The organism is Aquincola tertiaricarbonis (assembly GCF_000969605.1).
GTDB classification, from domain to species: Bacteria; Pseudomonadota; Gammaproteobacteria; order Burkholderiales; family Burkholderiaceae_C; genus Aquincola; species Aquincola tertiaricarbonis.
Map to the genome: position 1 here is coordinate 132999 of NZ_JZUE01000013.1, position 25108 is coordinate 158106.

Sequence of the window (25108 nt, forward strand, 5' to 3'; positions counted from 1 at the left end):
GCCTGCGGTTCTGCGCATTCCGGGAAAGGGGTCTCAGCTCATCACGCTGCCGCCGTCCACGTTCAGCGTCTGCGCGGTGATGTAGCCCGAATCATCGCTTGCCAGGAACACCGCCGCACCGGCGATGTCCTGCGGCCGGCCCATGTAGCCCAGCGGCACCGCCTTGCCCACGGCCACCTTCTTCTCGCCGGGCTGCAGGCCTTCGTAGCGGGCGAAGAGGGCGTCCACCTGCGCCCACATCGGCGTGTCGATCACGCCCGGGGAGATGGCATTGACGCGGATGCGGTGCGGCGCCATGGCCAGCGCGGCGCTCTGGGTGTAGCTGATGACGGCCGCCTTGGTGGCGCAGTAGTGCGACACCAGCGCCTCGCCGCGCCGGCCCGCCTGCGAAGCCAGGTTGATGACGCTGCCGCTGCGGCCCGCTTCCACCATCTGCCGCAGCACCGCCTGCATGGTGAAGAACATGCCCTTCACGTTGACGTCGAACAGCCGCTCATAGCTGTCCACGGTGGCGTCCAGCAGCGGCGCCAGGTCGAACACCGCCGCGTTGTTGAACAGCACGTCGACCGGGCCGAAGCGCTGCGCCGCTGCGGCCACCCAGCCGGCGGTGGCCGCGGTGTCGCGCACGTCGGCGCCCAGGTAGGCCAGGCGGCCGTCATGCTCGGCCATCAGGGCGGCCACCTCCGCGCCGGGCTGGGCCGCGATGTCGGTGATGGTGCAGCGCGCGCCTTCGGCCAGGTAGGCCCGGGCCACCGCCAGGCCGATGCCGCCACCGGCACCGGTGAGCAGCGCATGCCGGCCTTGCAGGCGTGGTGTCGTCATGGTCAGGCTCCTTGCAGGAAGGCGGCCACTCGGGCCTCGGCCGCGCGCACGGCGGCCAGCAGCCGGGCGTCGCCGGCCAGCGGGCCCCACAGCAGCGGGTCGGCACAGAAGGCGGCCAGCGGATCGGCCGCGGTGAAGAAGCCGTGCGCGGTGGCGGCCTCCATCACGCCGTCCTGGTAGGTGTAGGGCAGCTCGCCGCGGTGCCAGCGGCCGAGGAAGGCGAAGAACAGCGCCGGCAGCACGGCCGTGGCATCGATCGGCTGGCCGGCCGCCAGCCGGTCGCGCAGCGTGGGCACGATGAAGCCGGGGATCTTGGAGAAGCCGTCGGCCGCCACGCGCTGCAGCGTGTCGGCCAGGTGCGGGTTGCCGAAGCGCTCGATCACCACGTCGCGGTAGGCCGCCAGGTCCAGCGGGCAGGGCGCGCCGGGCGGGTTCAGCGCGGGGATCACGTCCTGCGTGATGTAGTCGTGCGCCATGCGGGCGATGAGGGGCACGGCCACCGCCTCGTGGATGTAGGTCAGGCCGCGCAGCGTGCCGGCCCAGGCGAAGCAGCTGTGCGATGCATTGAGCACCCGGATCTTGGCTTCCTCGTAGGGCAGCACCGAGTCCACCATCTGCACGCCCACCGCCTGCCAGTCGGGCCGGCCGTTGGCGAAGTGATCCTCGATCACCCACTGGATGAAGCTCTCTGCCATCACCGGCGCGGCATCGGCCCAGCCGGTGACGGCCTGCACCCGCGCCGCCAGGTCGGCCGGCGGGCGCGGCGTGATGCGGTCCACCATCGCATTGGGGCAGGTGGTGTGCTGCTGCACCCAGTCGCGCAGCGTGGATTCGCCGCGGCGGTCGAGGAAGTCGAGCAGGCCGCTGCGGAAGCGCTCGCCGTTGCTGCGCAGGTTGTCGCAGTTCATCAGCGTCACCGGGCCGGCGTTGCGGCGCATGCGTTCGGCCAGCACCGCGGCCAGCGCACCGTAGATGGTGTGGCGGGTCTGGCCGGCCAGGTCGCTGGCCAGGTCGGCGAAGCTCAAGTCCAGCCGGTGCTGCGCATCCAGGTAGTAGCCGCCCTCGGTCACGGTGAAGCTGATGATGCGGGTCTGCGGCTGCGCGCCCAGCGCGATCACCGGCGCCAGCGTGGCATCGAAGGGCAGCACCTCGCGGATGGCGCGGATGCGGCGGTAGTGCCGCTCGCCGGCCGGCGTCACCGTCTCCAGCGTGTATTCGCCGCCCTGGGCCTGCAGTGCGGACAGGGTGGCCTGCATGTCGGCGCGCAGGTTGGCGCCGACGATGCACCAGCGCCCGTCGCCACGCTGCAGCAGGTCGTCCAGGTACACCGCCTGGTGCGCGCGGTGGAAGGAGCCCAGCCCCAGGTGCAGGATGATGTTGTCGGCCCGGGTCATGCCGCGCCCCGCATGCCGACGACACGGCCTTCACGGTCGAACAGGTGGAAGTGCGAGGCGATGTCCAGCCCCACCGGGTCGCCGGGCTTGAGCGAGGTGCGGCTGTTCTGCCGCGACACCAGCTGCACGCCCGGGCCACCGCGGGCGCCGGCGGTGCGGGCATAGATCAGCGTGTCGGCGCCCAGCGCCTCGATCACGTCCACCTGCGCGGCCAGCTGGCCGGCGCCCGGCGCGGTGATGGCCACGTGCTCGGGCCGCACGCCGATGAAGCCGTCGGTGGCGCCGGCGCCCACGATGGCGCCCAGCGCCGGCAGCTCGGCCGTGTCCACCACGTTCATCTGCGGCATGCCGATGAACTGCGCGACGAAGCGGTTGGCCGGCTGGTCGTACAGCTTCAGCGGCGGCCCTTCCTGCTCCACCGCGCCGTCGCGCAGCACCACCACGCGGTCGGCCATGGTCATGGCCTCGGTCTGGTCGTGCGTCACGTAGATGCTGGTGGCGCCCAGCTCGCGGTGCAGCTTGACGATCTCCAGCCGCGTCTGGCCGCGCAGCGCGGCGTCCAGGTTGGACAGCGGCTCGTCGAACAGGAACACCTTGGGCGCGCGCACGATGGCGCGGCCGATGGCCACCCGCTGCCGCTGGCCGCCCGACAGCTCCTTGGGCGTGCGGTCCAGGTACTTGCTGAGGTTGAGGATCTCGGCCGCGCGGCCCACCTTCTCGTCGATCACCTTCTTGTCGGCATGGGCCAGCCGCAGCGCGAAGGACATGTTCTCGGCCACCGTCATGTGCGGGTAGAGCGCATAGCTCTGGAACACCATGGCCAGGTCGCGCTTGCTGGAGGGCAGCTTGGTGATGTCGCGGCCGTCGAGCTCGATGCGGCCGCCGTCGATCGGCTCCAGCCCGGCGATGGAGCGCAGCAGCGTGCTCTTGCCGCAGCCCGAGGGCCCGACGAAGACCACGAACTCGCCCTTGTTGATGCTGAGGTCGATGCCCTTGAGGGCGCGCACCGGGCCGAAGAATTTCTCGACGCCGGAAAGCTTGAGGAAGGACATGGGGATGTGCTCCAGGATGCGGCGGGCCGTCACTTCACGGCGCCGAAGGTCAGGCCCTGCACCAGCTGCTTCTGGCTGAACCAGCCCAGCACGATGATGGGTGCGATGGCCAGCACCGAGGCAGCGGACAGCTTGGCCCAGAACAGGCCTTCGGGGCTGGAGTAGGAGGCGATGAGCGTGGCCAGCGTGCCGCTGCGCGCCGAGCTGAGGTTGAGCGACCAGAAGGCCTCGTTCCAGCTCAGCACCAGGCACAGCAGCCCGGTGGAGGCCAGCCCGCCCATCGACAGCGGCAGGATCACGTGGCGGAACTCGTCCGCCAGCGAGGCGCCGTCCATGCGTGCGGCCTCCAGGATGTCGTTGGGGATGTCCTTGTAGTAGCTGTACAGCATCCACACCATGATGGGCAGGTTGGACATGGTGAACACGATGGTCAGCGCGGTCAGCGAATCCAGCATGCCGGCCGTCTGCGCCATCACGTATACCGGCACCAGCGCGCCCACGGCCGGCATCATCTTGGTGGACAGCATCCACATCAGCAGGTCCTTGGTGCGCCGGGTGCGGAAGAAGGCCATCGAATACGCCGCCGGCGCCGCGATGGCCAGGCCCAGCACCGTGGACAGCACGGCGGTGATGACCGAGTTGCGCGCATACAGGAAGTAGTCGCTGCGGTCGTTCACGTGCACGTAGTTGTCCAGCGTGGGCGTGAACACCAGCTCCGGCGGCACCGCGATGGCCTGCAGCTCCGTCTTGAACGAGGTGAGGAACAGCCAGATGAGCGGGAACACGAACAGCAGCGTGATGACCCAGGCCGCCAGCGTGCGCACCGTCAATGCGATCTTGTCCATGGCGGGCTCCTACTTGTCCAGGCTCTTGCCGATGAGGCGGATCAGGAAGATGGCCGCCACGTTGGCCAGCAACACCGCGAACAGCGCGCCGGCCGAGGCCACGCCCACGTCGAAGTTCATCAGCGCCTGCTTGAAGATCAGGAAGGCCACGTTGGTGCTGGCATTGCCCGGCCCGCCCGCGGTGGTGGTGTAGATCTCGGCGAACACGCTGAGCAGGAAGATCATCTCGATCATCACCACCACCGACACCGGCCGCGCCAGGTGCGGCAGGTACAGGTACCAGAACTTCTGGAAGGCGTTGGCGCCGTCCATGCCGGCGGCTTCCAGCTGCTCGCGGTCCATCGACTGCAGCGAGGTGATGAAGATCAGGCAGGCGAAGGGCAGCCACTGCCACGACACCATCAGGATCACCGAGAACAGCGGCAGGTCGGTCAGCCAGTCGATCGGCGTGATGCCGAAGAACTGCGCCACCTGCGCGAACACGCCGTAGATCGGGTTCATCATCATGTGCTTCCACATCAGCGCGTTGGCCGAGGGCATCACGAAGAACGGCGAGATCAGCAGCACCCGCACGATGCCGCGGCCGGGGAAGGGTTCGTTCACCAGCAGCGCCAGCGCGATGCCCAGCACCACCGTGATGGCGATGACCGAGCCCAGCAGCAGCAGCGTGTTGACCACCGAGGCGCTGAAGTCGGGATCGGTGATGAAGAACTCGAAGTTCTGCAGCCCGATGAACTCCTTCTCGCCCGGCTGCATCAGGTTGTAGCGGACGGTCGAGAAGTACACCGACATCAGCAGCGGCACGATCATCCACAGGAAGAGCGTGGCCACCGCCGGCGCGAACAGCAGGCGGGGAATGAGCCGGCTCATGGGGCGCTTACTTGTAGTAGCCGGACTTGCGCATCTCGCGGTCGGCCGCGTTCTGGCCCGCGGCCAGCGCCTGGTCCACCGTGGTCTTTCCGGCCAGCACCGCGCTCATCTGCTGGCCCACCGCCACGCCGATGGACTGGAACTCGGGGATGGCCGCGAACTGCACGCCCACGTAGGGGCTCTTGGGCAGCGTGCTGTCGGTCGGGTTGGCGCTGTCGATGGCGGCCTTCTCGGCCTCCGCGAACTTGGCCGCTTTCATGAATTCGGGCGTGGCGTAGGTGCTCTTGCGGGTGCCGGTGGGCACCGCGGCCCAGCCCTGCTCCTTGCCCACCAGCTTGATGTAGTCCTTGCTGGTGGCCCAGTTGATGAACTTCTGCGCCTCGGCCTGGTGCTTGCTGCTGGCCGGCACCGCCAGGGCCCAGGCCCACAGCCAGTTGGCGCCCTTGGGCGTCACCTGCGTGGGCGCCTGGGCGAAGGCCACCTTGTCGGCCACCTTGCTCTGCTTGGGATCGCTGATGAAGCTGGCGGCGATGGTGGCGTCGATCCACATGCCGCACTTGCCTTCGTTGAACAGCGCCAGGATCTCGTTGAAGCTGTTGGCCGACGAGCCGGGCGGGCCGTACTTCTTCAGCAGGTCCGCATAGTCGGTCACCGCGGCCTTCCACGGCGCGGAGTTGATCTGCGGCTTCCAGCTGGCGTCGAACCACTGGCCGCCGTAGGTGTTGACCATGGTGCTGAGGAAGGCCATGTTGTCGCCCCAGCCCGGCTTGCCGCGCAGGCAGATGCCGTACACGCCGGACTTGGCATCGTGGATCTTGGCGGCGGCTTCCTTCACCTGGGTCCAGGTGGGGCGGGCGGGCAGGGTGATGCCGGCCTTCTGCATCAGGTCGGCGCGGTACATCAGCATCGAGCTTTCGCCGTAGAACGGCGCGGCATACAGCTTGCCATCCACCGACAGGCCGCTGCGCATGGCGGGCAGCAGGTCGTCCACGTCGTAGTTGGCATCGGGCTTGATCTCGCTCAGCCAGCCCTTCTTGCCCCAGATCGGCGTCTCGTACATGCCGATGGTCATCACGTCGAACTGGCCGCCCTTGGTGGCGATGTCGGTGGTCACCCGCTGGCGCAGCACGCCTTCTTCCAGCGTCACCCACTTGAGCTTGATGTCCGGGTTGGCGGCTTCGAACTGTTTCGAGAGCTTCTGCATCTCGATCATGTGGCCGTTGTTGACGGTGGCGATCACCAGATCCACGGCCGAGGCGGTGCCCGCGGCAGCGATACCGAAGGCAAGGACGAGGGCGGTCTTCAGCGTTGTCATGGTCGTGTCTCCTGCAGAGGTCTTGTCACGGGGCGACGGAAATTTAGCGTTCGACCCATGCGCGTCTTGATACCGGAAAGGCAACGACCTGTACTTTCTTGCGTTGAAACGGGGGTGTTTTCCCTCATTTGCGCATTGGCGTTTCGGTTTTTGGCCCATGCCCCCGCGCCGATGGCGGTTCGGCCCCCCTCCTAGAATCTTTCGCCCCGGCCCGTCCGGGCGCTCTACAGAAGGACTCCATGACCTCCGGTGTCATCCGCATCCGCGGCGCTCGCCAGCACAACCTCAAGAATCTCGACCTCGACCTGCACACCGGCGAAATGACGGTGGTCACCGGCCCCAGCGGGTCCGGCAAATCGAGCCTGGTGTTCGACACCCTGTATGCGGAAGGCCAGCGGCGCTACGTCGAGACCTTCAGCGCCTACGCCCGCCAGTTCCTCGACCGCATGGACCGCCCGGCGGTGGACCGCGTGGACGGCGTGCCGCCCGCCATCGCCATCGACCAGACCAACCCGGTGCGCACCTCGCGCTCCACGGTGGGCACGATGACGGAGCTGAACGACCACCTGAAGCTGCTGTTCGCCCGCGCGACGAACCTGTTCGACCGCGAGACCGCGCTGCCGGTGCGGCACGACACTCCCGCCAGCCTGCAGGAAGAGCTGCTGGCGCGTGCCGCGGCGGCGGGCGACCCGCGGCTGGTGCTGACCTTTCCGGTCGAGCTGCCGGCCGATACCAGCGCCGAGCAGGTGGAGCAGTGGCTGGCGGCCAGCGGCTTCACCCGTGTGCAGGCCGAGCGTGTCGTCGGTCAACGCAAGCTGCTGGACGTGGTGGCCGACCGCTTCCGCGCCAGCAATGCCGAGCCGGTGCGGGTGGCCGAGGCCATCGAGCTGGCGCTCAAGCGCGGCACCGGCCGGCTCAACGTGTATGCGGTCAAGGAGGAGGGCGAGCCCGGGATCTGGCGCTATTCCACCGGCCTGCACTGCCCCGAGAGCGACATCCGCTACGCCGACCCCACGCCGGCGCTGTTCTCGTTCAACTCGGCCTTCGGCGCCTGCGAGGCCTGCCGCGGCTTCGGCCGCGTGATCGGCGTCGACATGGGCCTGGTGATCCCCGACGAGCGCAAGACGCTGCGCAACGGCGCCATCAAGCCGATGCAGACGCCCGCGTGGAAGGAAACCCAGGACGACCTGATGAAGTACGCCGGCGAGGCCGGCATCCCGCGCGACACCGCCTGGGGCCAGCTTACGCAGGCCCAGCGCGACTGGGTGATCAACGGTTCGCCGCACTGGAACGGCAACTGGAACAAGCAGTGGTACGGCGTGCGCCGCTTCTTCGAGTACCTGGAGAGCAAGGCCTACAAGATGCACATCCGCGTGCTCTTGTCCAAGTACCGCAGCTATACCGAGTGCCCCACCTGCGCCGGCGCGCGCCTGAAGCTGGAGCCGCTGCTGTGGCGCCTGGGCAGCAAGGCCCAGGCCGATGCGGTGCTGCCGCCTGACAAGCGCTTCATGCCCCAGGGCGTGAAGTGGAGCCGCGAGCAGCTGGAAGCGCTGCCCGGCCTGTGCCTGCACGACCTCATGCAGCTGTCGATCGACCGGCTGCGCCGTTTCTTCGACAGCCTGCAGCAGGACCCGCGCGTGCTGGGCTCGGCGCAGGACACCGCGCTGCACCTGATCCACGACGAGATCGCCACGCGGCTGAAGTACCTGTGCGACGTGGGCATCGGCTACCTCACGCTCGACCGGCAGAGCCGCACGCTGTCGGGCGGCGAGGTGCAGCGCATCAACCTGACCACCGCGCTGGGCACCTCGCTGGTGAACACCATGTTCGTGCTCGACGAGCCCAGCATCGGCCTGCACCCACGCGACATGAACCGCATCGTGCAGGCCATGCACCGGCTGCGCGACGCCGGCAACACGCTGGTGGTGGTGGAGCACGACCCGGCGGTGATGCTGGCCGCCGACCGGCTGATCGACATGGGCCCTGGCCCGGGCGAGCGCGGCGGGCAGATCGTGTTCGACGGCACGCCCGAATCCATCCGCCGGGCCGACACGCTCACCGGCGCCTACCTGGGCGGCCGCAAGCACGTGGGCTCGGGCTTCACGCGGCTGGTGGACGAGTCCACGCCCAAGCTGGTGATCGAGGGCGTGCGCGAGCACAACCTGAAGAACGTGTCGGTGAGCTTTCCGCTGCAACGGCTGGTGTGCGTGACGGGCGTGTCCGGCTCGGGCAAGAGCACGCTGATGCAGGACGTGCTGTACCCCGCGCTGGCCCGCCATTTCGGCCAGCCGACCGAGACCCCCGGCCAGCACGACCGCCTGCTGGGCGCCGACTGGCTGACCGACGCGGTGTTCGTCGACCAGAGCCCGATCGGCAAGACCGCGCGCTCCAACCCCGCCAGCTACGTGGGTGCGTTCGACGAGATCCGCAAGCTGTTCGCCGAGGCGCCGCTGGCGCGCGAGCGCGGCTACGGCGCCGGCATGTTCAGCTTCAACGCCGGCGACGGCCGCTGCCCCACCTGCGGCGGCTCGGGCTTCGAGCATGTGGAGATGCAGTTCCTGTCGGACGTGTACCTGCGCTGCCCCGACTGCGACGGCCGCCGCTACCGGCCCGAACTGCTGGACGTGAAGATCGAGCGCCGGCTGCCCGGCGAGTTGCATAGGCAACTCAGCATCGCCGACGTGCTGGAGCTGACGGTGAGCGAGGCGGTGCAGCTGTTCCGCGACGACCGCGAGGTGCTGCGCGTGCTGCAGCCCATCGTCGACGTGGGCCTGGACTACGTGCGCCTGGGCCAGCCGGTGCCGACGCTGTCGGGCGGCGAGGCCCAGCGGCTCAAGCTGGCCGGCTTCCTGGCCGAGGCGGCCGGTTCGCCACGCCAGGCGGTGGCGAAGAAGGGCCGCCTGTTCCTGTTCGACGAACCCACCACCGGCCTGCATTTCGACGACATCGCCAAGCTGATGCGGGCCTTCCGCAAGCTGCTGGACGCCGGGCATTCGCTGATCGTCATCGAGCACAACCTCGACGTGATCCGCGCGGCCGACTGGATCGTGGACCTCGGCCCCGATGGCGGCGAGGCCGGCGGCGAGCTGGTGTGCGCCGGCACGGTGGAGGACGTCAAGGCCTTCAAGGGGTCGCATACCGGTGTGGCGCTGGTGGAGTACGAAGCGGCACTGGGCATCGGCAGCCAGGCGGTGGCGGTGGAGGATGCCGGCGTGCCGCTGCAGCGGGTGATCCGCCAGCGCCGCCAGGAGGATGAGTCCATCCGCATAGTCAATGCGCACGAGCACAACCTGAAGGGCCTGAGCGTGGACATCCCGCGCGGGCGCTTCACCGTGGTGACGGGCGTGTCGGGCTCCGGCAAGAGCACGCTGGCCTTCGACATCCTGTTCAACGAGGGCCAGCGCCGCTACCTCGAGTCGCTGAACGCGTATGCGCGCAGCATCGTGCAGCCGGCCGGCCGGCCGGAGGTGGATGCGGTGTACGGCATTCCGCCCACCGTGGCCATCGAGCAGCGGCTGTCGCGCGGCGGGCGCAAGAGCACCGTGGCCACCACCACCGAGGTGTGGCACTTCCTGCGGCTGCTGTGGGTCAAGCTGGGCATCCAGCACTGCATCCACGACGGCACGCCGGTGATGCCGCAAAGCGCCGAAAGCATCGCCGCGCAGCTGCTGCGCGACCACCGCAGCCAGCACGTGGGCCTGCTGGCGCCGCTGGTGGTCAACCGCAAGGGCATCTACACCGACCTGGCCAAGTGGGCCAAGGCCCGCGGCCACACCCACCTGCGCGTGGACGGCGAGTTCATGAAGGTGGACCCGTGGCCGCGCATCGACCGCTTCAAGGAACACACCATCGAGCTGCCGGTGGGCGACCTGCTGGTGCTGCCCGAGAACGAGGCGCAGCTGCGCGACCTGCTGGCCCGGGCGCTGGACCTGGGCAAGGGCGTGCTGCACCTGCTGCATCCACTGGACGGGCTGGCCGCGGCCATGGACGGCGGCGCGAGCGGCCACGGCATCGGCGAGGTGAAGGTGTTCTCCACCAAGCGCGCCTGCCCCACCTGCGGCACCAGCTACCCGGAGCTGGACCCGCGCATGTTCAGCTACAACAGCAAGCACGGCTGGTGCACCGGCTGCGTGGGCACTGGCCTGGCCCTGACGCGGGAGCAGCGCAAGGCCTTCGACGATTCGGTGCGCGACGACGACAACCGCGGCCGCGAGCAGAGCTTTCCGGCCGAGGAAGCGGAGGTCGAGGGCGTGGAGGAAGACGCCGAATGCCCTGAGTGCGACGGCACGCGGCTGAATGCCATCTCCCGCGCGGTGACCTTCGCGGGCGAGGCCATCAGCACCATCGCTGCGTCGTCGGTGGAGGACACCCGCGCCTGGGTCGACGGCCTGGCGCTGCAGGGCCGTGACGCCGGTATCGCCCGCGATGTGGTGACCGAGATCAGCAGCCGCCTCACCTTCCTGGGCGAGGTGGGCCTGGGCTACCTGACGCTGGACCGCGCCGCGCCCACGCTGAGCGGCGGGGAGGCGCAGCGCATCCGCCTGGCGGCACAGCTCGGCAGCAACCTGCAGGGCGTGTGCTACGTGCTGGACGAACCCACCATCGGCCTGCATCCGCGCGACAACCAGATCCTGCTGAACGCCCTGCACCAGCTGGGCAGCAAGGGCAACACGCTGGTGGTGGTGGAGCACGACGAGGACACCATCCGCCGCGCCGATCACATCATCGACATCGGCCCCGGCGCCGGCAAGCGCGGCGGCCGCGTCATCGCGCAGGGCACCGCGGCCGAGCTGGCGGCGCAGACCGAATCCATCACCGGCCGCTTCCTGCGCGCGCCGCTGAAGCATCCGCTGCACGAGCGGCGCGCGGTGGCGGCCGACGAGCCCAGGCTGCGGCTGCGCGGCGCGGACCTGCACAACCTGAAGCAGATCGACGTCGACGTGCCGCTGCACCGGCTGGTGGCCATCACCGGCGTCAGCGGCTCGGGCAAGAGCACGATGGCGCGCGACGTGCTGCTGGCCAATGTGCAGGCGCAGGTGCAGCACGGCAACAAGGGCAAGAACAAGGGCGACGCGCCGGCGCTGCAGGGCTGCGAAGCCCTGGAGGGCTGGCAGGCGGTGGACCGCGTGCTGGAAGTCGACCAGACGCCCATCGGCAAGACGCCGCGCAGCTGCCCGGCCACCTACATCGGCTTCTGGGATGCGGTGCGCCGGCTGTTCAGCGAGACGCTGGAAGCCAAGGCCCGTGGCTATGGCCCGGGCCGCTTCAGCTTCAACACCGGCGAAGGCCGCTGCCCTGCCTGCGAAGGCCAGGGCATGCGCACCATCGAGATGAGCTTCCTGCCCGACGTGAAGCTGCCCTGCGACGTGTGCCACGGCCAGCGCTTCAATACCGAGACACTGGCGGTGAGCTGGCGCGGCAAGAGCATCGGCGACGTGCTGCAGATGGAGGTGGACGAGGCGGTGGAGTTCTTCGCCTCCATGCCGGCCATCGGCCATCCGCTGCAGTTGCTGAAGGATGTGGGCCTGGGCTACCTGACGCTGGGCCAGCCTTCACCCACGCTCAGCGGCGGCGAGGCGCAGCGCATCAAGCTGGTGACGGAGCTGAGCAAGGTGCGCGACGAGGTGGGCCGCCGCGGCCAGAAGGCGCCGCACACCCTGTACGTGCTGGACGAGCCCACGGTGGGCCTGCACATGGCCGACGTCGAGCGGCTGATCCATGTGCTGCACCGCCTGGTCAAGGGCGGCCACAGCGTGGTGGTGATCGAGCACGACCTGGACGTGATCGCCGAGGCGGACTGGGTGATCGACCTGGGGCCGGAGGGCGGCGACGCGGGCGGCCGCATCGTCATCGCCGGCACGCCGGAGCAGGTGGTGCTGGCCGGCAGCCACACCGGCAAGGCGCTGGCGCCGGTGCTGCGCCGCTAGAAGCCGCTTACTGGAAGGAGCGTGCGCAGCTCAGCGCATCGTTGGCGGCCTGCAGCGTGCGCAGGTCGCGCGCGCGCAGCTGGCCGGCGCGCTCGCGCAGTGCGGCGGCGTCCTCGGTGTCGCCGCAGCGGTCCAGCACCCGGCTCACCCGCTGCAGCACCGCCACCTCCCATTCGCCGTCGCCCACCAGGCTCACCATCTGCGCGGCCTCGTAGCCATGGTCGCGGGCGCGTTCGCGCACCGCATGGGCGCCGCGCGGGTCGTCGCGGCTGATCTCGGTGGACAGGATGGACACCAGCTCCGCCAGGTCGCAGAGCAGCTCGATGCAGGCCTCCGGCGCGCACAGCGTGCGGGCCTTGCGCAGGCCCTGCTGCAGGTACCACTCGGCAGTGGCGCCGTCGCCCATGCGGCGGTAGCAGCGGCCCACCTGGGCCAGCGCCAGCGCCAGGATGGCCGGCTGGTCCTGCAGCTCCGCCTCGTCCAGCTGGCGCAGCGCATCGGCCAGCGCATCACGCGCCCGGCCGGGCAGCACTTCCAGCGCGCGGTGCCGCGGTACCGGGCACGGGGTGGTGGCAACCAGGCGGTGGGTGTTCATGCGGTTCCTCTTGCGGACGATGACGACGCCAGCTCCTAAGCACGTCGCGGGCCTGCCTCGGCTGCTGCTTCCCGGTGCGTGCGCGCCGGCACGGCCGTGCCGGCGCGCACGGGTCTTGCGTTGCCTGGGGCAATAATCGTCCGCATCCCCGCCCCACCGCCTTCGAGGAAGCCGCCCCAGATGTCCGCTCGCTTGCTTTTTGTTGCCACCCTGGCCGCTTTCGGTGCGTGCGCCGCTTCGGGGCAGACGGTGCTCACCGTCTCCTCGTGGACGCCGCCCGGCCACATGTTGTCGCTCACGCAGAAGGACTGGTGCGACCAGCTCGAGCAGAAGAGCGCCGGCAAGCTCAAGTGCAACATCCTGCCGCGTGCGGTGTCGGCGCCGCCGGGCACCTTCGATGCGGTGCGCAACGGCCTGGCCGACGTGTCCTTCACGGTGCACGGCTACACGCCCGGCCGCTTCACGCTGATCGCGCTGACCGAGTTCCCGTTCCTGGGCAACTCGGCAGAGGCCATGTCGCTGGCCTATCAGCAGGTGTTCGACCGCACGCCGGCGATGAAGGACGAGCACAGGGGCGTGAAGGTGCTGGCCGTGTTCACCCACGGGCCGGGCATGGTGTTCAACACCAAGCGGCCGATCACAAAGCTGGAAGAGCTGCAGGGCCTGAAGTTCCGCGTGGGCGGCGGCATGGTCAACGACATCGGCAAGGCGCTGGGCATGAACGTCACGCTCAAGCCGTCCATCGAGAACTACGAGCTGCTGACCACCGGGGTGATGGACGGCACGTTGTTCCCGCCGGAATCCATCGAGGCCTTCAAGATCGACAAGGTGGTGCGCTACGGCACCACCTTCCCGGGTGGCCTCTACAACACCAGCTTCGTCTTCATGATGAACCAGGCCCGCTACGACAAGCTGTCCGCCGACGAGAAGAAGATCGTCGACTCGCTGTCGGGTGAACATGCGGCCCGCCTGTTCGGCCGCGGCTGGGACCGCGTCGACCGCCGTGCGATGGCGCTGATGCAGGCGTCGGGCGTGCAGTTCTCGCCGGCCGATCCGTCGCTGATCCAGGCGGTGAAGGACCGCGTGGCGCCGCTGGAGGCGCAATGGGTGCAGGCCGCCCAGGCCAAGGGCATCGCCGATCCGAAGAAGCTCCTGGCCGACTACCGCGCCGATATTTCCCGCAGGGAAAAGTGATGGTGCCCCCAAGCTCACTGCGTTCGCTGCCCCCCGTGGGGGCGCGGCCTGCCTTGGGGCGGCCCGGCGGCAGGGCCATGGTGCCCCCAAGCTCACTTCGTTCGCTGCCCTCCGTGGGGGCGCGGCCTGCCTTGGGGCGGCCCGGCGGCAGGCCGTGATCCGCCGCTGGTTGTCCCTGCTGGCTGGTGCGCTGGCCGGCCTGGCGCTGTTCGCCATCATGCTGCTCACCCTGGTCGACGTGAGCGGGCGCAAGTTCGCCGCCACCTCGGTGCCCGGCTCGCTGGAGCTGACCGAGCTGCTGATGGTGGTCGTCATCTTCGCCGGACTGCCGCTGGTGTCGCTGCGGCGTGAACACGTGGTGTTCGATTCGCTCGACCGGCTGCTGCCTGCCGGCGTGCAGCGGCTGCAGCGCCGCATCGTGGATGTGCTGTGCGCCGCCGCGCTGGGCGGCGTCGGCTGGCTGATGTGGGAGAAGGCACTGCAGGTGAGCGAGTACGGCGACACCACGGCGCAGCTGCACATTCCGCAGGGCCCGTTCATCGGCCTGATGGCGGTGCTGTGCGGCGTCACCGCCCTGGTGCACCTGCTGCTGGCCTGCCGGCCCGACGAAGCCGCTGCGCAGGCCGACGGCCTGGGCGGTGCCGCCACATGACCGAATCGCTGATCGCCTTTGCCGCCGTGTTCCTGCTGGCGCTGCTGCGGGTGCCGCTGGCCATGGCCATGGGCGCCGTGGGCTTCGTCGGCCTGGGCCTGATGCGCGGCTGGCCCGCCAGCATGGCCAGCACCGCGCAGGTGGTGTTCGAAAGCGGCTTCGCCTACACGCTGTCGGTGGTGCCGCTGTTCATCTTGATGGGCAACTTCGTGGCGCGTGCCGGGCTGGCCCATGAACTGTTCCGCGCGGCCTACGTGTTCGTCGGCCATGTGCGCGGCGGGCTGGCGCATGCGGCGCTGCTGGCCTGCGCCGGCTTCGGCGCCATCTGCGGCTCGTCCATCGCCACCGCGGCCACGGTGAGCAAGGTGGCCTATCCGTCGATGAAGCGGCTGGGCTATTCCGATGCCTTGTCCACCGGCGTGCTGGCCGCGGGCGGCACCCTGGGCATCATGATCCCGCCGTCCACCATCCTGGTCATCTACGGCATCGTCACAGAGACGCACATCGGCAAGCTGTTTGCCGCCGGCGTGCTGCCTGGGCTGCTGTGCACGCTGCTGCTGATGGGCGGGGTGGCCTGGACGGTGCGGCGCGATCCGGCCGCCGGCCCGGCCGGCGAGCGCACGGCCTGGCCCGAGCGCTGGCGTGCGCTGCGCGGCGTGTGGGGCGTGCTGGTGTTGATGGGCCTGGTGCTGGGCGGCATCTACGGCGGCGTGTTCACCGCCACCGAGGGTGCGGGCATCGGTGCCTCCGGCGCGTTCTTCTTTGCGCTGGCACGACGCACGCTCACGCTCAAGGTGCTGGCCCAGGTGCTGGTGGACAGCGCCCGCACCACCGCCATGCTGTTCACGCTGCTGATCGGCGCGATGCTGTTTTCCAGCTTCGTCAATTTCACGACGATGCCGAACGACCTGCGCGACCTCATCACCCACCTGGGCCTGCCGCCGCTGGCGGTGGTGGCCGCGATGATGGCCGTCTACGTGCTGCTGGGCACGGTGATGGAGGAGCTGTCGATGGTGCTGCTCACCATCCCGGTGTTCTTCCCGGTGGTCACGCAGCTGGGTTTTGATCCGGTGTGGTTCGGCGTGCTCATCGTGCTGGTGGTGCAGATCGGCCTGATCTCGCCGCCGGTGGGCATGAACCTGTTCGTGCTCAATTCGATGCTGCCCGACGTGCGCCTGCGCGACATGTTCCGTGGCGTCTGGGTCTTCGTCGCCGCGCTGGTGCTGGCACTGTGCCTGGTGTTGCTGGTGCCCGGCCTGGCGCTCTGGTTGCCCGGCCTGATGCAGTAGCCGGCTTCCTGGTCAGACGCCCAGGTAGCGGCCCGGGCGGTGGTTCATCACCAGGATCGCGCTCAACGACAGCACGCCCAGCACCGACAGCAGGATGCGCTGCGGCGGCAGCACGAACAGCGCGGCCATCACGATCACGCCGTCGATCACCAGCTGCACCTTGCCGGCGCTCCAGCCGCGCTGTTCCTGCAGGTACTGCGCCAGGATGTTGACGCCGCCGACGCTGGCCCGGTGCCGCAGCAGCGCCAGCAGACCGAAGCCCACCAGGATGCCGCCCAGCACCGCGGCCACCACCGGATGCAGCCGGTCGAAGCTCACCACCTGCGGCGCGAGTTCGGTGAACACCGACACCAGGGCGATGGCGATGAAGGTCTTGACGGTGAAGGCGGGTCCCAGCCGCTTCCAGGCCAGCCAGTAGAAGGGCAGGTTCAGCACGAAGAACAGCACACCGAAGGGCAGGCCGGTGGCGTAGCCCAGCAGGAAGGCGGCACCCGCCACGCCGCCGGTGATCAGCCCGGCGTGTTCGTACATCGTGAGCCCGAGCGCGACGAACAGCGTGCCGGCCAGCAGGGCCTGGGCATCGTCGAGCAGCGTGTGTCGGTCCACGGGCGGCAGGGTGGCGGAATCGGAGGCCATGGCCGCCTGCAAGCATGCGGCGTGCCTCCACCCCTGCTGCGCCTGTCAGGCGGCCTTGCGCCGCGCCCGGATCAGCCGGTCCCCCAGCAGCACCGCCACGATGGCGGCATAGATGGCCCATTCGCCGAAGTCGTTCTTGCCGGCGCGCATCCAGAAGAAGTGCAGCAGCCCCAGCAGCACCACGCCGTAGATCGCCTTGTGCAGCGCCTGCCAGCGCTTGCCGCCCAGCGCCTTGATCGCGCGGTTGAACGAAGTGGCCGCCAGCGGCGCCATCAGCAGCAGTGCGCTGGTGCCCACCAGGATGAACGGCCGCTTGATGATGTCGGCCACGATGTCGGCCGGCACCAGGCTCATGTCCAGCCAGGCGTAGCACAGGAAGTGCAGCACGCCGTAGAAGAAGGTGAACAGCCCCAGCATGCGCCGCAGCCGCACCAGCGCCGGCTGGTTGAACCAGTGGCGCAGCGGCGTGATGGCCAGGGTCAGGCAGAGGAAGCGCAGCGTCCAGTCGCCGGTGGCGCGGATCAGCGCCTCGGCCGGGTTGGCGCCCAGCGTGTTGGCCACCACGCCCCACACCAGCCAGGCCAGCGGCCCCAGGCTGGCGATGAACACCAGCGGCTTGACGGCGGGGTGCAGCAGCCAGGGCCGCTTGCGGGCAGCGGCTGGCGCCGCGGCGCGGGAGGCGGTCGTCACGGTCAGAAGTTCTTCGCCAGGTCCATGCCGGCGTACAGCTGGCCCACCTGCGGCTCATAGCCGTTGAACATCAACGTGGGCCGGCGCTTGGCGAACAGGCCTTCGCCGATGCGGCGCTCGGTGGCCTGGCTCCAGCGCGGGTGGTCCACCTTCGGGTTCACGTTGGAATAGAAGCCGTATTCCTGCTGTGCCGCCTTGGTCCAGGAGCTGGTGGGCTGCTTCTCCACGAAGCGGATCTTCACCAGCGACTTGGCCGACTTGAAGCCGTACTTCCAGGGCACCGTCAGCCGCACCGGCGCGCCGTTCTGGTTGGGCAGCACCTCGCCATAGAGGCCGAAGCTCAGCAGCGTGAGCGGATGCATGGCCTCGTCCATGCGCAGGCCTTCGACGTACGGCCACTCGAGCACGCGCGAGCCCACGAACGGCATCTGCTTCGGATCGGCCAGCGTCACGAACTCGACGAACTTGGCATTGCCGGTGGGCTCCACCTGCTTGATCAGCTCGGCCAGCGAGTAGCCCACCCACGGGATCACCATCGACCAGCCTTCCACGCAGCGCATGCGGTAGACACGCTCTTCCATCGGCGCCAGCTTCAGCAGTTCGGCCAGGTCGTAGACCTTGGGCTTCTTCACCTCGCCCTCCACCGCGACGCTCCACGGCGTGGTCTTGAACTTGGTGGCGTTGCGCGCGGGGTCGGCCTTGTCGGTGCCGAACTCGTAGAAATTGTTGTAGGTGGTGACGTCCTGGTAGTCGGTCGGCTTTTCCATGGTGCTGGCGCCGGCCACGGTGCTGCGCGCGCCGGGCAGCTTGGCCAGCTTGCCAGGGCCGGCCACCTGGGCCCGGGCGGTGCCCAGCGCACCCGCACCCGCGGCCAGGGCCGCACCGGCCGCGGCCATCTGGATCCAGCGCCGGCGTTCCTCGTACACCGCCTGCGGCGTGATCTCGGAGCCGATGCGGTGCTGGAAGCCGCGGTCTTTCAGGTAATGCATGGGAGGGTCCTCGTTCAGCCGGGTGAGGGGGCCTCACCCAGTGGCTGTCAGTCGGGGTGGACCCTCGATCCTTACGCGGGGTTCAATGCCCCGGATGCAACTTCACAGTTCGCCGTACGAGTGCAACCCCGACAGGAACATGTTGACGCCCAGAAACGCAAAGGTGGTGATGGCCAGGCCCACCAGCGCCCACCAGGCCGACGGCACGCCGCGCAGCCCCTTCATCAGCCTCATGTGCAGCCAGGCCGCATAGTTCAGCCACACGATCAGCGCCCAGGTTTCCTTCGGGTCCCAGCTCCAGTAGCCGCCCCAGGCCTCGGCCGCCCAGAAGGCGCCCAGGATGGTGGCCACGGTGAAGAAGGCGAAGCCCACCGCGATGGACTTGTACATCACGTCGTCCAGCAGCTCGAAGGCCGGCAGGCGGGCGGCGATGCGCCGGCGCGCCATCAGGATGGCGGCCACGATGAAGGCGCTGATGCCGAAATACACCATCCAGTAGGTGCTGCTGGTGCTGCCGGCCGCGCCCTGGCGGAACACGATGGGCTCGAAGCACAGCACCACGCCCAGCAGCCACAGCGGCGCCAGCTTGTACCAGCGGGTCTCGTCGGCCTGCTGCTTGATGAGGTAGGCGAAGGCCACCATCGCGGCCAGCGCGAAGGTGCCGTAGCCGATGAAGTTGGCCGGCACATGCAGCTTCATCCACCAGCTCTGCAGCGCGGGCACCAGCGGCTGGATCTCGTGCGCCTCGCGCACCACCGTGTACCAGAGCAGGAAGCCCACCGCGGCGCTCACCACCAGCATCACGAAGGCGCCGAGCGCGCGGGTGCGGTAGTGCTGCTCGAAGTACAGGTAGAAGGCGGCCGTCATCCAGCAGAACAGCACGAACACCTCATAGAGGTTGCTCACCGGGATGTGGCCGATGTCGGCGCCGATCTGGTGGCTTTCGAACCAGCGCACCATGGTGCCCACCAGCGCCATGAACACCGCCGCCCAGGCCATGCGGGAGCCGATGCGCTGCGCGGTGTTGTCTTCGGCCCGCACGAAGAAGCCGATCCAGTAGAAGATCGTGCTCATGAAGAACAGCACGCTCATCCACAAGATGGCGCTCTGGCTCGACAGGAAGTACTTCAGCAGGAAGACGTTGTCGGCCTGCGCCAGGTCGGCGCCGAAACCGTCGGTCTGCCGGTTGTACAGGCCGATGGCCAGCAGCGTGGCCGCGCCCACGGCCAGGCCCAGCAGCCGCAGCGCGCCCCAGAACCAGCCCAGGGCGATCATCACCGGCGCCGCACCGATCAGGATCGCCTTCTCGTAGACGTCCATCGAGCCGTTGTAGCGGTTGAACGCGAACACGGTGCCGGCCACCACCAGCAGTGCGAAGAGCCAGTCGAACACGCCGCGGTTGGCATAGCGGCGCGAACCCTGCAGGGTGAGCGTGGTGGTGTTCATGCGGCGTCCTTCAGGATGTCGTGCTTCAGGCGGTCGAATTCGGCGTCGGCGTCGAGTGTGCGCCGCGTGGTGGACAGGGCCGTGCTCACGCGCGTGCCGCCCTGGCCGTCGTCTTGGAGCCAGATCCACAGCCGGCGTTCCCGCACGTACAGCATCGCGAACACGCCGATGATCAGCAGCACCGCGCCCAGGTACACCAGCGTCTTGCCGGGCGCACGCGCCACCTGGAACACGCTGGCCTGGATCTGCGTGAAGTCGCTCAGCTGCAGCAGCACCGGCGCCGGGTACAGGAAGCTGTCGGACAGCGACAGCACCGCCAGCGACATGAAGGCCTGGGTCTTGTCGCCGGGCTCGGCGGGCTTCAGGCCGGCCTTCTCGCGGGCGGCGTTGTGCAACTCGAACAGCGCACCGTTCAGGATGCGCAGCAGTACCTCGGAGATGCGCGCGCGCTCGGCCTCGGGCACCGTGGTTTCCAGGAAGCGCGACAGCGACATCAGCCCGCCCGGCGCCTGCGAGGCGTCGTCCTTGGCGCCCGGCACCTCGGCACCGGAGAACAGGCCCAGCACCCGCTGCGTGGTGACGGTCAGCTGCTCGCCCATTTCCGGCCGGTCGGCCGGCGTGGCCTTGGCCACGTAGCGGCGCACCGCCTCGGCGCGCAGCGCCGGGTCGCCCAGCGCGCGGCGCAGCTGCAGCCAGCCGTCGATGCCGTCGTTGTCGTCCACCGGGATGCGCAGGTAGCGGAAGTTCTCGTTCGGCGTGTCGCGCACGCCGGCCAGGTACACCCGCTGGCCGTCGATCTCCACCGGCACCATGTAGTTGTTGAATTCGCGCGCCTGGCCGGCCGCGTCGCGCAGCCGGTACGAGACCGAAGGGCCCACGTTCTGCAGCGTCTTGGTGGTCTGCGTCTTCACGCCGGAGCCCAGGTGCTGCTCCAGCGAGCGCACCAGATCCACCTTCCGCACGTCGGTGCCGGCGGCGCCGGTGTTCATCGCGCCCATGTTCTCGACGTTGATCACCCGCAGGCCCGACAGCTCCAGCGTCAGCTGCTGGGCCTCGCTGGTCAGCGTGGTGCTTTCGCCCACGCGGCCCTGGATGTCGAACGGCTCGGTGCCGGGCTTGAGCGGCAGCGCCTTCAGCGTGAGCTTGGAGCCGCCATCGTCGAAGCTGCTCTGGTAGATCGTCACGCCGCGGTGGAAGGCCGGCTGGTTCACCTTTACCGTGGCCGGGATCGCCTCGCCGGTGTCGCGGTCGTGGATCACGATCTCGCTGGCGAACAGCTTGGGCATGCCCGTTTCGTAGTAGTCGACGATGAACTTCTTCAGCTCGATGTCGAAGGGCAGGTCCTGCAGCACCACGCCGTTGGACATGCTGATGATGGCGGTGCCGGCGCGGCCCTGCTCCGGCACCAGCAGGTTGGCGCGGAAGGTGGGATTGCGCTCGGACAGCCGGTGCGAGTCCGGCACGTCGCGCAGCATGCCCCCGCCCAGGAAGGGCGTCTTGCCCAGCAGCGCCATCTGCGCACGCACCACCAGGTCGCCGTCGAACAGCCCGCCCAGGCAGATCAGCACGATGGAGCTGTGCGCGGCCAGGTAGCCCACCTTGTTGGCCATGCCCTTGCGCGCGGCGATCATCGTGCCGTGCGGGCGGATCTGCACCTTGGCCTTCCAGCCGCTGCCCGTCAGCAGCTTGCCGATGCGCTCATAGGCGGCGTCGCGGCCTTCAGGCAGCGTGCCTTGGGCCTTGTGATGGAAAGCGCTGAGCGACTGCTCGCGCAGGTGTTCCTTGTAGGCGCGCAGCTCCGCCACGATCTTGGGCAGGTTGCGGGCGATGCACAGGCTGGTGGAGGTGACCAGGAAGGCCAGGATCAGCAGGAACCACCAGGCGCTGTACACCGCATACAGGCCCACGGCGTCGAACACCTGCGCCCAGAACGGGCCGAACTGGTTGACGTAGTTGTTGGCCGGCTCATGCTGCTTGACGACCGTGCCGATGACCGACGCGATGCAGATCACCGTCAGCAGCGAGATCGCGAAGCGCATCGACGACAACAGCTCGACGGCGTCGCGCCAGGCCCGCGAGCGGCTGCTGACTTCGAGGCCGGTGGTGGGCAGGCTCATGGGGCGAAATTATCGTGCGGGCGGAAAAAAGGCCGGTACGGGACCGGCCTCGGGTACGGGAGCGCGAAGGGTCTTAGCGCAGGCCGGCAATGTAGTCGGACACGGCCTTGATCTCGGCGTCGCTCATCTTGCTGGCGATCGCGGTCATCTGCGCATTGTTGGCGCGACCGCCGCTGCGGAAACCCACCAGCTGCGATTCGGTGTAGGTGGCGTGCTGGCCGCTCAGGCGCGGGTACTGCGAGGGGATGCCGCCGCCGGTGGGGCTGTGGCAGCTGGCGCAGGCCGGCACCGCCTTGGACAGGATGCCGCCGCGGTAGATGCTTTCGCCCAGCTGCACGGTTTCCTTGTTGGTGGCAAAGCCCGGCTTGGACTGCTTGGAGGCATAGAACGCGGACACGTTGCGCATGTCTTCGTCGCTCAGCTGGGCGGCGAAGCCCTGCATGATCGGATTCTTGCGCTTGCCCGACTTGAACTCGTGCAGTTGCTTCGAGAGGTATTCCGGATGCTGGCCCTGCAGGATGGGATAGGCCGGGCTGCCGCGGTTGCCGTCGGCGGCATGGCAGGCAACACACACCTGCGTCGCGATGGCCTGCCCTTTGGTCAGGTCGGGCTTGGCGGGCGCGGTTGCTTCAGCGGCAAGCGCGGGCGCCAAGGCGGCGGCGAAGATCAGGGCAATGAGCGACTTCATGTCGTAGGCGGCGGCGTTGGAGGTTCAAACCGCCGGATTTTACAATGCCGGATGACCGAATCACCTGACGCCCGTACGGCGCTCGCCTGGACCCACACCGCGCGCTTCCTCACCACGGCCAGCAAGCTCGACCAGCTGCCCGTCTCGGAGCTGCCGGAAATCGCCTTCGTGGGGCGCAGCAACGCGGGCAAATCGACCGCCATCAACACGCTGGCGCAGCAGAAGCGGCTGGCCTTCGCCTCCAAGACGCCGGGCCGCACCCAGCACATCAACCTGTTCCACCTCGGGCCGAAGGACGCGCCCGACACGCTGTTCGCCGACCTGCCCGGCTACGGCTACGCGGCAGTGGCGCGCACCGCCAAGCTGCGCTGGCAGCAGGTGATGGCCGACTACCTGGAGATTCGCCGCAGCCTGTCGGGCGTGGTGCTGATGGTGGACAGCCGCCTGGGCTTCACCGAGCTGGACCAGCAGCTGCTGCAGTTCGTGGCGCCGCGGGTGGGCACCGGCGAGGTCAAGCTGCTGGTGCTGCTGACCAAGGCCGACAAGCTCTCGCGCAAGGAAGCCGATGCGGCGGTGCGTGCCGCCACCGACGTGCTGGCGCAAGTGAGCACCGACGATGCCGATGTGAGCCTCAGCCTGTTCTCGGCGCTGAAGAAAAGCGGCGTGGGGGATGCTGCGGAAACCCTGTACGGCTGGGTGCATCCACCGGCACCGGCACCGGCAGCGGCAGCGGCAGCGGCGGCGGTAGCTGCTGCGGCGGCCGATCCGGCCGATCCGGCCGAATGAAAAAGGCGGCCCGCCCCCCTCTTGTTCGAGCGCCACTCCCTGGTGTTGTCGGTGGGCTGAGCCGGGGCCGAGTGTAGGAAGCGGGGCCGGTCCGGACACCCCGCGAGCACGGGGCTGGTACTTGGGCGACGGCCGCCGGCGGCGCTGTCAGCCGCGCCGGCCTTGCTCCTGGATCTGGCGCATCAGCCGGGCGGCGGCTCGCCGGACCAGCGAGCGCGGCTGCATGCCGCGCAACAGGCCTTCGGCATGCAGGCGCTGCAGCGCCGAGCGGCGCAGCGCCCAGGTCTGGCGGCCGCCGGCCAGCTCGGCGAACAGCCACAGGTCGTCCGCCTGCCACAGCAGCTGCAGCACCCGCCAATGGCCGTCGATGAAGATGCGGGCCCAGGCCGCGGGCTGCTGGCCGTCCAGCCAGGCGGCGGCTTCGTCGGCATCCTCCGGCGGCAGCGCGGCGGCGGTGGCCTGCGCATCGGCCAGCAGATCGGCGCTCACCGTGCTCAGCATGTGCGCGTCCAGCGGCAGGGGCACGCCGCGCTCGGCGGCCGTGGGCGGGAAGCTGGGGCCCAGCGTCTCCAGCGTGGCGATGGCGTCGGCCGCGGCCTGCAGGCGGTCGTGGAACTGCTGCTGCGCCTGGGTCGCCAAGCGCTTGAGCGCCCAGCGGAAGGAGGCGGCGTCGGGCTGTTCCTCGCAAGCCATGGCCGCCACCAGCGTTCCGGCCTGGGCCAACAGTTGCTGGCGCTGGGCATCCGCGGGCGGTTCGTGCAGCTCCGCCAGGAAGGCGATGCGGTCGATGAACTCCCACATCGGGTGGGTGTACGCATCCAGCGTGGTGGGGTCCTGGCGTGCCACGCGCAGGGCCACCGGCTGCACCCGCTGCAGCAGCGCCTGTACGTCCGCCGCCAGCCCGCTGCCTTGCAGGATGGCGTCGAAGATGCGCGGCAGCAGCAAGGGTGCGTCTGCGGCGTTGGGCAGCACTGCGGCGGATTCGGCCACCGTCGGGGCCGCAGCGGCAGGCATCTGCTTGCGCAGGCCTTCCAGCGTCGGCGGCGGCGGATTCTGGCGATGCCAGCTGCGCGACTGCGTGCCGGTGACGATGGTGCGGTAGCTGCTGGGCGTGACGCCCGCGTCCTCCAGCCGCGTGCAGGCCGAGGCATACGCCATGCGCAATGCCCGCGCCAGCGGCGGCGTGGCCGTGCGCAAGAAGGCCAGCTGAAGCCCGGGCGAGGCGGGCAGTTCGCCGACGGCGGACCACAGCGAACGCACGAACAACTCGGGCCGCAGCGGATTGGTGTCGCGCGCCACGTGCAGGTCGCCCACCAGCGCGGAGGTGAAGGCACGCAGTTCGCGCAGCTCGAATTCGGTGGCGGCGGCCAGCGCCTGCACGCTGCGCGACAGCTCCACGTCCGTCTGCACCGCGGCGTCCTCGACCAGCGACAGGGTGCCCAGCCCGTGCGGCAGCCGGCCGCCTGGCGCCTGCGGCCGCAACAGCTCGCCCAACCGGCGCGCGAAGCCGGACACCAGCTCGGCGCGGTACAGGTGCACCAGGCGCTGCACGTCGGGCAGCAGCGCCTGGCCCGGGCCAGAACCGGCGGACAGCGCGGCCACGCCGTTGAGCACCTCCTGCATCAGCAGGGGTGCGCGGGCCAGTTCATCGTCGATGAACTGAGGCAGCGACGGGCGTCGTGGCATGGCGGGCGGCAGGTGGTCGAGCGCCGATTGTTCGGCCCGGCCGCCGGTGCCCAAGCCCGGAAAAGCGGCGAAAAAAAAGCCCGCGGCTTTCGCCGCAGGCTTTTCGGGAGAGCAG

Annotated in this window: 19 protein-coding genes; 5 read left to right on the plus strand and 14 right to left on the minus strand. The window is 69.2% G+C overall.

Annotated elements, in window-relative coordinates; all coding sequences use genetic code 11:
• Positions 1-33 precede the first annotated feature (33 nt).
• From VO99_RS17455 to VO99_RS17480, 6 genes are read right to left on the minus strand one after another with little or no spacing between them, the layout of a single operon-like run.
• Positions 34-822 (minus strand): L-iditol 2-dehydrogenase, encoded by a 789-nt coding sequence (locus VO99_RS17455; RefSeq protein WP_046114174.1) that lies wholly within the window; start codon positions 820-822, stop codon positions 34-36.
• 2 nt (positions 823-824) lie between these two features.
• Positions 825-2216: a D-arabinitol 4-dehydrogenase gene (gene dalD, locus VO99_RS17460; RefSeq protein WP_198156973.1), complete on the minus strand. Its 1392-nt coding sequence runs from the start codon at positions 2214-2216 to the stop codon at positions 825-827.
• A complete protein-coding gene (locus tag VO99_RS17465) occupies positions 2213-3268 on the minus strand; it encodes an ABC transporter ATP-binding protein (RefSeq protein WP_046114246.1) in 1056 nt (351 codons plus the stop codon). The genes dalD and VO99_RS17465 overlap by 4 nt, the downstream gene beginning before the upstream one ends.
• Positions 3269-3297: 29 nt before the next feature.
• Positions 3298-4113 carry a carbohydrate ABC transporter permease gene (locus VO99_RS17470; RefSeq protein ID WP_046114175.1) on the minus strand — a complete coding sequence of 272 codons (816 nt, stop codon included), beginning with the start codon at positions 4111-4113 and terminating at the stop codon, positions 3298-3300.
• Between the two features lie 9 nt (positions 4114-4122).
• Positions 4123-4983: a carbohydrate ABC transporter permease gene (locus VO99_RS17475; protein WP_046114176.1), complete on the minus strand. Its 861-nt coding sequence runs from the start codon at positions 4981-4983 to the stop codon at positions 4123-4125.
• 7 nt (positions 4984-4990) lie between these two features.
• The gene (locus VO99_RS17480; RefSeq protein WP_046114177.1) at positions 4991-6298 is read right to left on the minus strand and encodes an ABC transporter substrate-binding protein; all 1308 of its coding nucleotides are present in this window, start codon (positions 6296-6298) and stop codon (positions 4991-4993) included.
• 239 nt (positions 6299-6537) lie between these two features.
• Between VO99_RS17480 and uvrA the strand changes: the two genes are divergently transcribed.
• The gene (gene uvrA / locus VO99_RS17485) at positions 6538-12225 is read left to right on the plus strand and encodes an excinuclease ABC subunit UvrA (protein WP_046114178.1); all 5688 of its coding nucleotides are present in this window, start codon (positions 6538-6540) and stop codon (positions 12223-12225) included.
• 7 nt (positions 12226-12232) lie between these two features.
• On the opposite strand, the gene VO99_RS17490 is transcribed toward uvrA, so the two are convergent.
• Entirely contained in the window at positions 12233-12820 is a 588-nt protein-coding gene (locus VO99_RS17490; RefSeq protein WP_046114179.1) for a hypothetical protein, read from the minus strand.
• Positions 12821-13000: 180 nt separating this feature from the next.
• Between VO99_RS17490 and VO99_RS17495 the strand changes: the two genes are divergently transcribed.
• The 3 genes from VO99_RS17495 (at position 13001) to VO99_RS17505 (ending at position 15955) form a co-directional block, all read left to right on the plus strand.
• Positions 13001-14014 carry a TRAP transporter substrate-binding protein gene (locus VO99_RS17495; protein ID WP_046114180.1) on the plus strand — a complete coding sequence of 338 codons (1014 nt, stop codon included), beginning with the start codon at positions 13001-13003 and terminating at the stop codon, positions 14012-14014.
• Between the two features lie 154 nt (positions 14015-14168).
• Complete coding sequence (locus tag VO99_RS17500; RefSeq protein ID WP_232315400.1) at positions 14169-14666, plus strand: TRAP transporter small permease; 498 nt, start codon at positions 14169-14171, stop codon at positions 14664-14666.
• Positions 14663-15955: a TRAP transporter large permease gene (locus tag VO99_RS17505; RefSeq protein ID WP_046114181.1), complete on the plus strand. Its 1293-nt coding sequence runs from the start codon at positions 14663-14665 to the stop codon at positions 15953-15955. The genes VO99_RS17500 and VO99_RS17505 overlap by 4 nt, the downstream gene beginning before the upstream one ends.
• Positions 15956-15967: 12 nt before the next feature.
• On the opposite strand, the gene VO99_RS17510 is transcribed toward VO99_RS17505, so the two are convergent.
• From VO99_RS17510 to VO99_RS17535, 6 genes are all read right to left on the minus strand, one after another.
• Positions 15968-16591, minus strand: a complete 624-nt coding sequence (locus VO99_RS17510) for a YitT family protein (protein ID WP_046114182.1) — start codon at positions 16589-16591, stop codon at positions 15968-15970.
• A 45-nt stretch (positions 16592-16636) separates the two neighbouring features.
• Positions 16637-17281 carry a protein-methionine-sulfoxide reductase heme-binding subunit MsrQ gene (gene msrQ / locus VO99_RS17515; protein ID WP_232315401.1) on the minus strand — a complete coding sequence of 215 codons (645 nt, stop codon included), beginning with the start codon at positions 17279-17281 and terminating at the stop codon, positions 16637-16639.
• A 2-nt stretch (positions 17282-17283) separates the two neighbouring features.
• Positions 17284-18270: a protein-methionine-sulfoxide reductase catalytic subunit MsrP gene (gene msrP, locus VO99_RS17520; RefSeq protein ID WP_046114183.1), complete on the minus strand. Its 987-nt coding sequence runs from the start codon at positions 18268-18270 to the stop codon at positions 17284-17286.
• 102 nt (positions 18271-18372) lie between these two features.
• On the minus strand, positions 18373-19716 hold the full coding sequence (gene ccsB / locus VO99_RS17525) for a c-type cytochrome biogenesis protein CcsB (protein ID WP_046114184.1): 1344 nt from the start codon (positions 19714-19716) through the stop codon (positions 18373-18375).
• Positions 19713-21833, minus strand: a complete 2121-nt coding sequence (locus VO99_RS17530) for a cytochrome c biogenesis protein ResB (protein WP_046114185.1) — start codon at positions 21831-21833, stop codon at positions 19713-19715. The genes ccsB and VO99_RS17530 overlap by 4 nt, the downstream gene beginning before the upstream one ends.
• Before the next feature lie 73 nt (positions 21834-21906).
• A complete protein-coding gene (locus tag VO99_RS17535) occupies positions 21907-22521 on the minus strand; it encodes a c-type cytochrome (protein ID WP_046114186.1) in 615 nt (204 codons plus the stop codon).
• Positions 22522-22572: 51 nt separating this feature from the next.
• Here VO99_RS17535 and yihA point away from each other — a divergent pair, with 51 nt between their 5' ends.
• Positions 22573-23307, plus strand: a complete 735-nt coding sequence (gene yihA, locus VO99_RS17540) for a ribosome biogenesis GTP-binding protein YihA/YsxC (RefSeq protein WP_046114187.1) — start codon at positions 22573-22575, stop codon at positions 23305-23307.
• 147 nt (positions 23308-23454) lie between these two features.
• Here the strand turns inward: yihA and VO99_RS17545 are convergent, their stop codons facing one another.
• Positions 23455-24993, minus strand: coding sequence for a DUF1631 family protein (locus tag VO99_RS17545; RefSeq protein WP_157039609.1), 1539 nt, complete (start codon positions 24991-24993; stop codon positions 23455-23457).
• Between the last annotated feature and the right edge of the window lie 115 nt (positions 24994-25108).

Bases quoted from the DNA above. Each gene is read 5' to 3' on its own strand.
- VO99_RS17455 (WP_046114174.1), bottom strand. From the start codon at position 822: ATGACGACACCACGCCTGCAAGGCCGGCATGCGCTGCTCACCGGTGCC.
- dalD (WP_198156973.1), bottom strand. From the start codon at position 2,216: ATGACCCGGGCCGACAACATCATCCTGCACCTGGGGCTGGGCTCCTTC.
- VO99_RS17465 (WP_046114246.1), bottom strand. From the start codon at position 3,268: ATGTCCTTCCTCAAGCTTTCCGGCGTCGAGAAATTCTTCGGCCCGGTG.
- VO99_RS17470 (WP_046114175.1), bottom strand. From the start codon at position 4,113: ATGGACAAGATCGCATTGACGGTGCGCACGCTGGCGGCCTGGGTCATC.
- VO99_RS17475 (WP_046114176.1), bottom strand. From the start codon at position 4,983: ATGAGCCGGCTCATTCCCCGCCTGCTGTTCGCGCCGGCGGTGGCCACG.
- VO99_RS17480 (WP_046114177.1), bottom strand. From the start codon at position 6,298: ATGACAACGCTGAAGACCGCCCTCGTCCTTGCCTTCGGTATCGCTGCC.
- uvrA (WP_046114178.1), top strand. From the start codon at position 6,538: ATGACCTCCGGTGTCATCCGCATCCGCGGCGCTCGCCAGCACAACCTC.
- VO99_RS17490 (WP_046114179.1), bottom strand. From the start codon at position 12,820: ATGAACACCCACCGCCTGGTTGCCACCACCCCGTGCCCGGTACCGCGG.
- VO99_RS17495 (WP_046114180.1), top strand. From the start codon at position 13,001: ATGTCCGCTCGCTTGCTTTTTGTTGCCACCCTGGCCGCTTTCGGTGCG.
- VO99_RS17505 (WP_046114181.1), top strand. From the start codon at position 14,663: ATGACCGAATCGCTGATCGCCTTTGCCGCCGTGTTCCTGCTGGCGCTG.
- VO99_RS17510 (WP_046114182.1), bottom strand. From the start codon at position 16,591: ATGGCCTCCGATTCCGCCACCCTGCCGCCCGTGGACCGACACACGCTG.
- msrP (WP_046114183.1), bottom strand. From the start codon at position 18,270: ATGCATTACCTGAAAGACCGCGGCTTCCAGCACCGCATCGGCTCCGAG.
- ccsB (WP_046114184.1), bottom strand. From the start codon at position 19,716: ATGAACACCACCACGCTCACCCTGCAGGGTTCGCGCCGCTATGCCAAC.
- VO99_RS17530 (WP_046114185.1), bottom strand. From the start codon at position 21,833: ATGAGCCTGCCCACCACCGGCCTCGAAGTCAGCAGCCGCTCGCGGGCC.
- VO99_RS17535 (WP_046114186.1), bottom strand. From the start codon at position 22,521: ATGAAGTCGCTCATTGCCCTGATCTTCGCCGCCGCCTTGGCGCCCGCG.
- yihA (WP_046114187.1), top strand. From the start codon at position 22,573: ATGACCGAATCACCTGACGCCCGTACGGCGCTCGCCTGGACCCACACC.
- VO99_RS17545 (WP_157039609.1), bottom strand. From the start codon at position 24,993: ATGCCACGACGCCCGTCGCTGCCTCAGTTCATCGACGATGAACTGGCC.